Annotated in this window: 10 protein-coding genes; 7 read left to right on the forward strand and 3 right to left on the reverse strand. The window is 61.5% G+C overall.

The window, feature by feature from the left end; genetic code table 11:
- Nucleotides 1-22 precede the first annotated feature (22 nt).
- The 3 genes from NCT04_RS07700 (at nt 23) to NCT04_RS07710 (ending at nt 4,583) form a co-directional block, all read left to right on the forward strand.
- On the forward strand, nt 23-1,339 hold the full coding sequence (locus NCT04_RS07700; protein WP_250464792.1) for a homoserine dehydrogenase: 1,317 nt from the start codon (nt 23-25) through the stop codon (nt 1,337-1,339).
- Nucleotides 1,340-1,354: 15 nt separating this feature from the next.
- Nucleotides 1,355-2,800: a threonine synthase gene (gene thrC / locus NCT04_RS07705; protein ID WP_250464795.1), complete on the forward strand. Its 1,446-nt coding sequence runs from the start codon at nt 1,355-1,357 to the stop codon at nt 2,798-2,800.
- 190 nt (nt 2,801-2,990) lie between these two features.
- Nucleotides 2,991-4,583: an ABC-F family ATPase gene (locus NCT04_RS07710; protein WP_250464797.1), complete on the forward strand. Its 1,593-nt coding sequence runs from the start codon at nt 2,991-2,993 to the stop codon at nt 4,581-4,583.
- A 190-nt stretch (nt 4,584-4,773) separates the two neighbouring features.
- Here NCT04_RS07710 and NCT04_RS07715 read toward each other — a convergent pair whose 3' ends face one another.
- The 3 genes from NCT04_RS07715 to NCT04_RS07725 all read right to left on the reverse strand — a co-directional run bounded on the left by NCT04_RS07715 (nt 4,774) and on the right by NCT04_RS07725 (nt 7,828).
- Entirely contained in the window at nt 4,774-4,974 is a 201-nt protein-coding gene (locus NCT04_RS07715; protein WP_250464799.1) for a DUF1289 domain-containing protein, read from the reverse strand.
- A 57-nt stretch (nt 4,975-5,031) separates the two neighbouring features.
- Nucleotides 5,032-6,330: a phospholipase A gene (locus NCT04_RS07720; protein WP_250464801.1), complete on the reverse strand. Its 1,299-nt coding sequence runs from the start codon at nt 6,328-6,330 to the stop codon at nt 5,032-5,034.
- A 166-nt stretch (nt 6,331-6,496) separates the two neighbouring features.
- Entirely contained in the window at nt 6,497-7,828 is a 1,332-nt protein-coding gene (locus tag NCT04_RS07725; protein WP_250464803.1) for an Nramp family divalent metal transporter, read from the reverse strand.
- A 563-nt stretch (nt 7,829-8,391) separates the two neighbouring features.
- Between NCT04_RS07725 and NCT04_RS07730 the strand changes: the two genes are divergently transcribed.
- From NCT04_RS07730 to NCT04_RS07745, 4 genes are all read left to right on the forward strand, one after another.
- Nucleotides 8,392-9,525, forward strand: a complete 1,134-nt coding sequence (locus NCT04_RS07730) for a polyamine ABC transporter substrate-binding protein (protein WP_250464805.1) — start codon at nt 8,392-8,394, stop codon at nt 9,523-9,525.
- A 131-nt stretch (nt 9,526-9,656) separates the two neighbouring features.
- Nucleotides 9,657-10,832, forward strand: a complete 1,176-nt coding sequence (locus NCT04_RS07735) for an ABC transporter ATP-binding protein (protein ID WP_250464807.1) — start codon at nt 9,657-9,659, stop codon at nt 10,830-10,832.
- Nucleotides 10,829-11,737, forward strand: a complete 909-nt coding sequence (locus tag NCT04_RS07740) for an ABC transporter permease subunit (protein WP_250464810.1) — start codon at nt 10,829-10,831, stop codon at nt 11,735-11,737. Before NCT04_RS07735 ends, NCT04_RS07740 begins: the two co-directional genes overlap by 4 nt.
- Nucleotides 11,737-12,555 carry an ABC transporter permease subunit gene (locus NCT04_RS07745; RefSeq protein WP_244828036.1) on the forward strand — a complete coding sequence of 273 codons (819 nt, stop codon included), beginning with the start codon at nt 11,737-11,739 and terminating at the stop codon, nt 12,553-12,555. The genes NCT04_RS07740 and NCT04_RS07745 overlap by 1 nt, the downstream gene beginning before the upstream one ends.
- The last annotated feature ends 62 nt before the right edge of the window (nt 12,556-12,617 follow it).

Genomic DNA, 12,617 nt, shown 5'->3' on the forward strand with positions numbered 1-12,617 from the left:
TTTCTTAGAAGACTCACGCTGTATGGAACCGATCAAAGTAGGACTGTTGGGCTTCGGCACGGTTGGCAGCGGCACCTTCACGGTGCTGCGCCGCAATCAGGAAGAAATCAGGCGCCGCGCGGGACGGGGTATCGAGATCACGCGCATTGCCGTGCGTACACCGTCGAAGGTGCAAGCGGCAGCGAACGTGGCGGTCACCGACGACTTCCTCGCCGTCGTCGACGACCCGGCGATATCCATCGTTTGCGAAATGATCGGCGGCACGGGATTCGCGCGCGAATTGGTGCTGCGCGCCATCGCCAACGGCAAGCACGTGATCACGGCGAACAAGGCACTGCTCGCGGTGCACGGCACGGAGATTTTCGAAGCCGCGCACGCGAAGGGCGTGATGGTTGCGTTCGAAGCAGCGGTGGCGGGCGGCATTCCAATCATCAAGGCGCTTCGCGAGGGCCTGAGCGCGAACCGTATCGAATACATCGCGGGCATCATCAACGGCACGACGAACTACATTCTTTCGGAGATGCGTGACCGCGGGCTGGACTTCGCGACCGCGTTGAAGGGCGCGCAGGATCTGGGTTACGCGGAGGCCGATCCCACTTTCGACATCGAAGGCGTCGACGCCGCGCACAAGGTCACGATCATGAGCGCGATCGCGTTCGGCGTGCCGGTGCAGTTCGACCGCGCGTACGTGGAAGGCATCAGCAAGCTCGCGGCCATCGACATTCGTTACGCGGAGGATCTCGGCTATCGCATCAAGCTGCTCGGCATCGCGCGGCGCACGGAGAAGGGCATCGAGTTGCGCACGCACCCCACGCTGGTGCCGGCCAAGCGTCTGCTCGCCAACGTCGAAGGCGCGATGAACGCGGTCGTCGTGCATGGCGATGCGGTCGGCACGACGCTCTACTACGGCAAGGGCGCGGGCGCGGAGCCGACGGCGTCGGCCGTGGTCGCCGATCTCGTGGATGTCACGCGTCTGCATACGGCCGACCCGGAGCATCGCGTGCCGCATCTGGCCTTCCAGCCGGGCAGTCTGGCGAACACGCCCATCCTGCCAATCGACGAAGTGACGAGCGGCTATTACTTGCGTTTGCGTGTCGCCGACGTGACGGGCGTCCTTGCCAACATCACGCGCATTCTCGCGGACAAGGGCATCTCCATCGACGCGTTGCTGCAGAAGGAATCGGAAGACGTCGGCGGCGAGCACAAGGGCGAGACGGACATCATCCTCATCACGCACGAGACGGTGGAAAAGAACGCGAACGCGGCGATCGCCCAGATCGAAGCGCTCTCCACGGTCGTCTCCAAGGTGACGAAACTGCGCATGGCAACGCTGAATTAAGCACAGGAACGCGACATGAACTACATCTCGACGCGCGGCGCCGGCTCGAACGAGCGCCACACGTTCTCGGACATCTTGCTCGGCGGTCTCGCAAAGGACGGCGGTCTGTATTTGCCGGCGGAATATCCGCGCGTATCGGCCGATGAGCTCGCGCGCTGGCGCACGCTGTCGTATGCGGATCTCGCCTTCGAAGTGCTGTCGAAATTCAGCGATGACATTCCCGCCGACGACCTGCGTTCGCTTACGCGCAAGACTTACGTCGCGCAGGTCTACAACAACGTGCGCCACGAAGAAAGCGCCGCGCAGATCACGCCGCTGAAGACGCTCGGCGTGGAGGACGGCACGCCGCTGTCGTTGCTCGAACTGTCGAACGGTCCGACGCTCGCCTTCAAAGACATGGCAATGCAACTACTCGGCAATCTCTTCGAGTACGCATTGGAAAAGCACGGCGAAACGCTCAACATTCTCGGTGCAACGTCGGGCGATACCGGCAGCGCCGCCGAATATGCCATGCGCGGCAAGACCGGCGTGCGTGTGTTCATGCTCTCGCCGCATAAAAAGATGAGTGCGTTTCAGACGGCGCAGATGTTCTCGCTGCAAGACCCGAACATCTTCAACCTCGCGGTCGAAGGCAATTTCGACCATTGCCAGGACATCGTGAAGGCCGTATCGAACGATCACGCCTACAAGGCGAAGCACAAGATCGGCACGGTCAATTCGATCAACTGGGCGCGCGTGGTCGCGCAAGTCGTGTACTACTTCAAGGGTTATTTTGCCGCGACGAAGAGCAACGACGAGCGCGTGTCGTTCACGGTGCCGTCGGGCAACTTCGGCAACGTCTGCGCGGGGCATATCGCGCGCATGATGGGTCTGCCGATCGATCAGCTCGTGGTCGCCACCAACGAAAACGACGTGCTCGACGAATTCTTCCGCACGGGCATCTATCGCGTGCGCGGCGCGGACGAGACGTATCACACGACCAGCCCGAGCATGGATATTTCGAAGGCGTCGAACTTCGAGCGTTTTGTGTACGACCTGCTCGGCCGCGACCCGGCGCGCGTGCTGCAACTGTTCCGCGACGTCGACGAGAAGGGCGGCTTCGATCTCGCGGCGAGCGGCGACTTTGCGCGGGTGAAGCAATTCGGCTTCGTGTCGGGCAAGAGCGATCACGACGACCGCGTGAAAACCATTCGCGATGTGTTCGAGCGTTACGGCACGATGATCGACACGCACACCGCCGACGGCGTGAAGGTTGCGCGCGAGAACCTCAAACCCGGCGTGCCGATGATCGTGCTCGAGACCGCGCAGCCGATCAAATTCGGCGAGACCATCCGCGAGGCGTTGAACCGCGAGCCGGAGCGTCCCGTCGCGTTCGTGGGACTTGAAAAACTGCCACAAAGGTTCGATATCGTTCCTGCGGATGCAGCCGTGGTGAAGGCGTTTATCGCTGAACGGACTTGAAGCGCATCCGCCGCGCGCGGATCGAGAGCGGTTGAGCGCGGGGCGCGGCCGGTTCGGCCGGCGCCCCGATGTTTTTTGATCCGCGTAATCTGCCGGAATGCCAAGGCTCATGCCGCTCCCGGCCAGAATCGCCACCAAAATCTGCTAAAATCATAGGTTTTTTTGCCGTACATCACTCAAAGGACGCGCCGTGCTGTCTACCGCCAATATCACCATGCAATTCGGGCCCAAGCCCCTCTTCGAGAACATCTCGGTCAAGTTCGGCGAGGGAAACCGCTATGGCTTGATCGGCGCGAACGGCTGCGGCAAGTCGACCTTCATGAAGATCCTGGGCGGCGATCTGGAGCCGAGTTCGGGCAATGTCATGCTCGAGCCGAACGTGCGTCTGGGCAAGCTGCGTCAGGATCAGTTCGCGTATGAAGACATGCGCGTGCTCGATGTGGTCATGATGGGTCACACCGAAATGTGGGCCGCGATGACCGAGCGCGACGCGATCTACGCGAACCCCGACGCCACCGACGACGACTACATGCGCGCCGCCGACCTCGAAGCGAAGTTCGCCGAATACGACGGCTATACGGCCGAAGCGCGCGCGGGCGAATTGTTGCTTGGCATCGGCATCGATATCGCCGATCACAATGGCCCGATGAGCAACGTTGCGCCAGGCTGGAAACTGCGCGTGCTGCTGGCGCAGGCGCTGTTCTCGAAACCGGACGTGCTGTTGCTGGACGAGCCGACCAACAACCTGGACATCAACTCGATCCGTTGGCTGGAAGACGTGCTCAACCAGTACAACTCGACGATGATCATCATCTCGCACGATCGACACTTCCTGAACCAGGTCTGCACGCACATGGCGGACATGGATTACGGCACGCTCAAGCTCTGGCCGGGCAACTACGACGACTACATGCTGGCGAGCACGCAGGCGCGCGAGCGTCAGCAGAACGCGAACGCGAAGGCGAAGGAACGCGTGGCCGACCTGCAGGACTTCGTGCGCCGCTTCTCGGCGAACAAGTCGAAGGCGCGTCAGGCGACCAGCCGTCTCAAGATGATCGACAAGATCAAGATCGAGGAATTCAAGCCGTCGTCGCGGCAGAATCCGTTTATCCGCTTCGAGTTCGAGAAGAAGCTGCACAACATCGCGGTGGTGGCCGAGGGCATCACGAAGAAGTACGACCGCCCGATCTTTCAGAACTTCAGCCTGAGCGTGCAGCCGGGCGAGCGGATCGCCATCATCGGCGAAAACGGCGCGGGCAAGACCACGCTTCTGAAGTCGCTCAGGGGCGCGCTCGACCTGGACGGCGGCCGCGTGAAGTGGGCGGAGAACGCGAACGTCGGCTACATGCCGCAGGACACTTACGAAGAGTTTCCGAAGGACGAGACGCTGACCGACTGGGTCGACCAGTATCGTCAGGAAGGCGATGACGACCAGATGGTGCGCGGCACGCTCGGGCGCCTGCTCTTCAACGCGGACGACATCAAGAAGAACGTCAAGGTGCTGTCGGGCGGCGAGAAGGGCCGCATGATCTGGGGCAAGCTCATGCTCGGCCGCCATAACGTGCTGCTGATGGACGAGCCGACCAACCACATGGACATGGAGTCCATCGAGTCGCTGCAGATTGCACTCGACAAGTTCGAAGGCACGCTGATCTTCGTGTCGCATGACCGCGAGTTCGTGAGCGGGCTGGCGAACCGGATCATCGAAGTGAAGACGGATGGCACATTGCGCGACTTCGGTGGGAATTACGAGGACTTCTTGTCGAGTCAGGGCATTCAGTAAAGCCGCAGTCGGCATTGCAAACAAAAGCCGCGTATACAGACGTATGCGCGGCTTTTTCATTGGTTACGGCGCTGGTTTTGTTGTGTCGGGAAACCAGCAACCCCGCATCGGCAGCCCATCCCGGGTTTCGCCATGACTGAGGCGGATGCTGTTCGTCCGGGTCCGCCAAAACCATTTTAGCCGAGCCGGTTCACGTTGGCTTCCTGAACCGCATCGCCGTCCCTTCACGCCTGATCCGCTCCCACACGGCCTGCTTCTCGGCATCGGAAAGAAACACCCAATTCGACACTTCACCCGCTGTGCGGCCGCAGCCTTTGCAGACGTCGTCGAAAAGCGTGGAGCACACGCCGATGCAGGGACTATCAGGAAGATCGTGGAGATTCGAAGACATGGATTCGTTGATTGCCGCGCGCCACGACCAAAGCCATGACGCGCGCATTGAAAGACATTAGCGGGCAATACTGTAGCCTATTCGCGCGATCCAGTGACGACGCTGGTTGTAATCGAGGATATCTTCGCCGTAACCGTTGAAGTAGCTCGCAAACACATAACCGCCCCATGCGCTGCCGATCAGCTTAGCCAGCGGGTAGGTGAGCTGCGAATCCACGCTGCCATACCAGTGCTTCGTGCCCTTGCGCAAGGTCGTCGCGAGCTGCCAGCCATCCGGGCTGCCGTATTTGACCAGGAAGTCGGTGTAGCCGCGATAATCCGCGATGTCGTGATTCCCGCTTCTCGACAAGTAGTAATAGATCTTTGGCGAGATGGTCAGATGCTCGCCGTTCAGGTCGCCAAAATCCCACGTCGGCCGCACGAACATGATGTTGATTGCGCGCGATTCATCGCCGCTCTTGCCGTTCGATTCATGCCCGATACCCGCCGCCACGCCCATGCGCGTGAACAACGGACTCTTCACGCCCGTGTCTTCCACGTAGTAGAAAAGCTGCGGCTGATAGCTCGTATCGCGAAACGGGACGGACGGCGCGGAGAGGTTCCAGATGGTCGTCTGGGTGTACGCAAAGTAGAGATTGTCGAGGAAGCCGCGCGAGCGCGGGTCGTCCGGCAGATGCAGCCGGTATTTGAAGCTGAACTGGAACTTGGCGAGATTGTCGCCGTTTTCGCCATCGGCGAAGTACATCGGCTCGAAGGTCGAAAGGCGGCCGGACAGCATGGTGTCGATGGTCGTCGTCGGCACGGCCGTCGTGTTCGCGGCGGCGGTGGCGGTGGCCATTTGCGCGGGCGTCGTCGCCTGCGCTTCGCGTTTCTCGGCGGCGACCACCTGCGTCTGCGTATTGCCGCGGTTGAGCGTGACGAGCATGGGTGAAGCATCGAAGCCGACCGGATCGATCTTCATCGTGCCGCGCGCGCTTTCGGGCCACGCAGCCGTAAAGCGCACCCGGCGATACTGCCCAGGCGCGAGGCGCATATGGTCCGGCACCTTCGGATCGCGGGCGAGCGTGAGCGGCGCAGGCGGCAGATCGCCATTGGTGAGATTCACCGTCAGTTGCTTCGGCACATCGATGGAAAGCGGTTTGCTACCGTCATCGGTATAAAGCAGCGTGATTTCGAGCGGCTGCGACGCCGCCGCTTCGCGTGCCGGTTGCAGCACGGAGACAGTGGCATGCGCCGTGCTCGCTGCACTCAGCGTGGCAAGTGCGAACGTCGCGGCGCGCAGACGGCGCCGAGCGCCGGTTTGGGCATGAGCCGCACGAAGGAGTGTCGGCAAAACAAACGAATTTGGACGATGCATCGGGTAGTTTGGCGTTTTGTTGTCGGAGTGTGCGGCAGGGCTGCTGACGCGGCGCGCTGTGCCGAGTCATTGGTTGGGCACTCGCACTATCGCGCTTGCAGGCATTTCTTGCTCGAGCCCGCGGGAGGATTGCCCAGGCGCCGACGCCGATACCAACGCCTTTCGCTCAGACCGAACCCACCGTCTGCCACAACAGCGCGCCATTGAGTGCAAGAATCAGTCCTGCACAAGCCCAGGCAAGTGCAAGCGGCACGCGGGCGACGCGCCAGCGTCCCATGAGACCGGCATCGGAAGCGAAGCGCACGAGCGGGATCACTGCCAGCGGTAATTGCAGACTCAGCACGACCTGAGTCGCGACGAGCAGTGTATTCGAACCGTGCTGCCCGAAGCTCGCGACGGCGAAAAGCGCTGGGCCGATGGCAAGCGAGCGCGTCAAAAGCGCCCGCGCCCAGCGCGCCATCTTCAGCTGCAGGAAGCCCTCCATCACTGCCTGACCGGCGAGCGTGCCCGTGACCGTCGCGTTCAAGCCGCACGCGAGCAGGGCGGCGGCGAATGCAATGCCGGCCCAGTGACTTCCCACGAGCGGTGCGATGAGCCGATGCGCGTCCGCGAGATCATCGACATCGAAGTGGCCGCTTGCATGAAACACCGACGCGGCCACCACCAGTAACGACGCATTGACGATAAACGCCAGCCCGAGCGATGCGAACGTATCGATATTCACGCCCTTGAGCGCGCGGCCGATGGTTGCGTCGTCGTGATGAGGGGCGTGTTCCTTCACCAGCGCCGAGTGCAGATAAAGGTTGTGCGGCATGACGGTCGCGCCCAACACGCCGGCGGCGAGCCAGAGCATGCCGGCATCGCGCAGAAGCTCGCGCGGGGGCGCGAAGCCACGCAAGGCATCGCTCCAGACGGGATGCGCCAGCGCCAGTTCGACGACGAAACAGAAGCCGACGAAAAGGATCATCGCCGTGATGGCACGCTGGAGCGGCCGCTGTCCACGGCTTTGCAACGCGAGCATGATGAAAGTGCCGACCGCCGAGAACAACACGCCTGCGGTCAGCGAGACGCCGAAGAGCATCTGCAAGGCGACCGCGCTGCCGACGACTTCGGCCACGTCGCACGCGATGATGGCGATTTCGCATGCGAGCCACAGCACGAGCGTCGTGCGGCGGCTATAGCGCTCGCGGCACAACTGCGCGAGATCGCGGCCGGTGACGACGCCCACGCGCGACGCCACCCATTGCAGCAGCATGCCCATGAGACTCGCGAGCAGCACGACGAAGAGCAACTGATAGCCGTAACGCGCGCCACCCGCCAGCGCCGTCGCCCAGTTGCCCGGGTCCATGTAGCCGACCGCGACGAGCGAACCCGCGCCGACGAACGTGTACCAGCGGCCGCGCGGCGCGCGGGGCCGGTCTTGACGATTGCCGGATTGAGGCGGTACGTCGGGCTCGGTAGCCGAAAGCTGCGCAAGCGCGGACGGATTGGTGTTCATGCGGTCGGTTGCCTTGAATAGCGTTGCAACAGCGCTGTCGTGTCACGGCTTCTGAAGCCGCGGCACGAGCGCACGCGTTGCCGGTTGAGAATGCGTGGGAAAAATCAACGCACATCCGAATTGGCTAGCAACGAGTGTTCCGCTGGCTATTCGTCAGGCAAGGAATTGGGCTCAAACCGTGCCGTCGCGCCGCTCTTCTGTCTTTACGAGCGACGGTCGCACGTGGATGCCTCAAGTCCCTTCCATCGATAATGACATTTCGCGATGCTTTCGCGGCGTGGTTCCCTTTGACGAGTGTGGTTTTATCAGGTGTCGCACGGCGTCATTAAACGCTAAAATGCGCGCACTTTCCGTACAGCAGATCAATGAACCGTGGCACGGGCAGGCCTTATGACTAGGCGGCTGCCCTCGACGCACGTGAGATTCGCGCGACAAGCCGGACATTATTTTTGTCGTGCTTCGGTTTAATGGTAGTTTTCGGGTTTTTATGGGGTTCGCGGGCCGTTCCTTGAGAGCCGGGCCCGACACGACGCCGTCGACAGTCGGAACAAGGGAGAAACGAGATGAACGAGAAACTGGCGGCCCCCGTGGCCAAGCTGGCCAAATTCGCGGGCGCGCTGGCGTGCGCGGCGACGCTGTTGCCGCTGATGTCCCTCACGGCATCGGCGAAAGACACGCAGCTCAACGTGTACAACTGGTCGGATTACATCGCCAAGGACACGATCCCCAACTTCACCAAGCAAACCGGCGTCAAGGTGAAGTACGACAACTACGACAGCGACGACACGTTGCAGGCCAAACTGCTGACGGGCAATTCGGGCTATGACATCGTCGTGCCGACGAGCAACTACGCGGGCAAGCAGATCGCGGCAAACATCTTCGCGCCGCTCGACAAGTCCAAGCTGCCGAACCTCAAGTATCTCGATCCCGAACTGATGAAGCTCGTGGAAGGCGCGGACCCCGGCAACAAGTACACGGTGCCCTGGGCGTACGGCACGACCGGCCTCGGCTATAACGTCGACAAGGTAAAGAAGATACTCGGCGCGAACGTCGAACTCAATAACTGGGACATTCTCTTCAAGCCCGAGAACATTTCGAAGCTGAAGGCGTGCGGCGTGTCCGTGCTGGATGCGCCCGACCAGATGTTCGCCGCCGCGCTGCATTACATCGGAAAGGACCCGATGAGCACGAATCCCGCCGATTATCGCGAGGCGCTCGCGATGCTAAAGAAGATTCGCCCGTACATCACGCAATTCAACTCGTCGGGCTATATCAACGACCTGGTGGGCGGCGACGTGTGCTTCACCTACGGCTGGTCGGGCGATGTCGTCATTGCCAAGCATCGCGCCGTGGACGCGAAGAAGGCTTACAAGATCGAGTACTACATTCCGAAGGGCGGCGCGCCGGTGTGGTTCGACGTGATGGCCATTCCGAAGGACGCGAAGAACAAGGACGCCGCGCACGAGTGGATCAACTACATCGAGACGCCGCAGGTGCATGCCGCGATCACGAATGCGGTGTATTACCCGAGCGCGAACCTCGAAGCGCGCAAGTACGTCGACAAGGACGTGGCGAACGATCCGGCTGTCTATCCGCCGCAGGATGTCATCAAGACGCTGTTCCTGCTCAAGCCGTTGCCGCCCGAAATCCAGCGTCTGCAGACGCGCTTGTGGACCGAACTCAAATCCGGCCGCTAGTCAGCAAAAGCGGGTTATGCTTTGAACCGACGAAGCCCCTGGACCTCCGGGGGCTTTGTTCGTGATCGTCGCGTAGCCGGGCAGACGAAGTCATCGATGAAGGACAAGTTGCAGGAGTCGAACAGGCAATCATGAGTGAGCAGTCGAGCGCGTTGAAGGCAGCGCCTAATTCCGGCAGACAAGCGCCGGACAATTTTCCGTCCACCGGACTCGTGTCGGACGACAACTTCGTGCAGGTCGTCGGCGTCGTGAAGAAGTTCGGCGAGACGGTGGCCGTGAGGGGCGTCGACCTGTCGGTTGCGAAGGGCGAACTGTTTGCGCTGCTCGGCAGTTCCGGCTGCGGCAAGTCCACGCTGTTGCGCATGCTCGCCGGGCTCGAAACCGTCACCGAAGGGCAGATTCTGATCGAAGGCGAAGACCTCGCGCAGATGCCGCCGTATCGCCGGCCGGTGAACATGATGTTTCAGTCCTACGCGCTCTTTCCGCACATGAGCGTGGAATCGAACGTCGCATTCGGCTTGAAGCAGGAAGGCGTGCGCGGTGGCGAACTCAAGGAGCGCGTGCAAGCCGCGCTCGAACTCGTGCAGATGGGCCAGTATGCGAAGCGCAAGCCGCATCAGTTGTCGGGCGGCCAGCAGCAGCGCGTGGCGCTCGCGCGCAGCCTCGTCAAGCGTCCCAAGCTGCTCTTGCTCGACGAACCCATGTCCGCGCTCGACAAGCAGATTCGCCAGCGCACGCAGATGGAACTCGTCAACATCCTCGATCAGGTGGGCGTCACCTGCATCATGGTCACGCACGATCAGGAAGAGGCGATGACCATGGCCGGGCGCCTCGCCGTGATGAGCGAAGGGCGTATCGTGCAGATCGGCACGCCGCACGAGGTCTACGAGTATCCGAACAGCCGCTTCTCGGCGCAGTTCATCGGTTCGACCAATCTCTTCGACGGCAACGTGGTCGAGGACGAGCCAGACCATATCTTCGTGGAGTCGCCGGAACTGCCGGTCAGGCTCTATGTGAACCACGGCATTACCGGGCCGCTCGGCATGCCGGTGACCATCTCGGTGCGCCCGGAACGTATCGCGCTCATGAGAAAGCCGCCCGAGGGCGCGTTCAACTGGGGCCGCGGACGTGTGACGAATATCGCTTACATGGGCGGCTACACGCTCTATCACGTGACGCTCGAAAGCGGCAAGACGGTGGTCGCGAACGTATCGAGCCTCGCGCTCGGCGAAATCGATTCCCCCACTTTCGACGATGAAGTCTACGTGCGCTGGAGCGCGTCGGCGGGCGTGGTGCTGACGGCATGATGATGAAACTGCTCGACCGGATGGGCGTGAGCGGCCGCACCGCGGTCATCGCCGGGCCGTTCCTGTGGCTGTTGCTGCTATTTTTCGTGCCGTTCCTGCTCGTCGTGAAGATCAGCTTCGCGGACAGCCAGCTCGGCATTCCCCCGTACACGGATATCGTGGCGTTGAAAGAGGGTGTGCTGAATATCGCGCTCGATTTCTCGCACTACGCGTTTCTCGTCACCGACAGCCTGTACTTCGCGACCTACATGAATTCGCTGCTGGTCGCGGCGGTTTCGACCTTGCTGTGCCTCGTGATCGGCTATCCGATGGCGTATTACATCGCGCGGGCGAATCCGGCCTCGCGCAATCTGCTGATGATGGCCGTCATGCTGCCGTTCTGGACGTCGTTCCTGATACGCGTCTACGCGTGGATCGGCATTCTCAAGAACAACGGCTTGCTCAACAACTTCCTGATGTCGATCGGCCTCATCCATTCGCCAATCGAGCTTTATCACACGAATGTCGCGGTTTATATCGGCATGGTGTATTCGTACTTGCCGTTTCTCGTCATGCCGCTTTACGCGCATCTCGTGAAGATGGATCTCACCTTGCTCGAAGCCGCTTACGATCTCGGCGCCAAGCCCTGGAAGGCGTTCCTGCAGATTACCTTGCCGTTGTCGAAGAACGGGATTATTGCCGGATGTCTGCTCGTGTTCATTCCGGCGGTGGGCGAATACGTCATTCCCGAGTTGCTCGGCGGCGCGGATACCTTGATGATCGGCCGCGTCATGTGGAACGAGTTCTTCGATAACGCCGACTGGCCGATGGCATCCTCCGTCACCTGCGCGATGGTGCTCCTCCTGCTCGTGCCGATGGCGCTTTTCCAGCACTTCCAGGCGAAGCAACTGGAGGAGAAACGATGATCAAGCCGAGCCGTCCGCTGCAGATCACCGCGCTCGGAATCGGGTTCGCGTTCCTGTATATCCCCATCCTCAGCCTGATCGTCTATTCGTTCAACGAGTCGCAGCTGGTCACCGTGTGGACGGAGTTTTCGCTGCGCTGGTACAAGGCGCTCTGGTACGACGACGAGCTTATCGCGGCGGCATGGCTGTCGTTGCGCATCGCGTTTCTGACGGCGTGCGCGTCGGTCGTGATCGGCACGTGGGCGGGGTTCGTGCTCGCGCGCATGGGACGCTTTCGCGGCTTCACGCTCTACACGGGCATGATCAACGCGCCGCTCGTGATTCCCGAGGTCATTCAGGGCATCTCGTTGCTGCTGCTTTTCGTGGAGATGGCCAAGCTGATCGGCTGGCCGGCGGGGCGCGGGCTCTTCACCATCTGGATCGGCCACGTGATGCTGTGCATCTCGTATGTGGCGATCATCGTGGAGTCACGCGTGCGGGAGCTGAATCCGTCGCTGGAAGAGGCGGCGCTCGATCTCGGCGCGACACCGCTGCGCGTGTTCTTCGCGATCACGCTGCCGCTGATATCGCAGGCGCTCGTGGCGGGTTGGCTGCTGTCGTTCACCTTGTCGATTGACGATCTCGTGCTTTCCGCGTTTCTGTCGGGACCGGGATCGACCACGCTGCCACTCGTCGTGTTTTCGCGCGTGCGGCTTGGGCTGAATCCGGAGATGAATGCGCTCGCGACGTTGTTCATCGCGCTGGTGACGGTCGGGGTGATCGCCGCGAATTACTTCATGCAGCGCAATGAGCGCAGAAGGCTGGCCGAGGTGCTGTGAACGCAGGCGCGTTAGTTTGCGCTCGTTGACGAGGAACCGCGAGAGCCGCGCTTTTCCGCGTG

The organism is Caballeronia sp. GAFFF2 (assembly GCF_023631485.1).
Classification (GTDB): Bacteria; Pseudomonadota; Gammaproteobacteria; order Burkholderiales; family Burkholderiaceae; genus Caballeronia.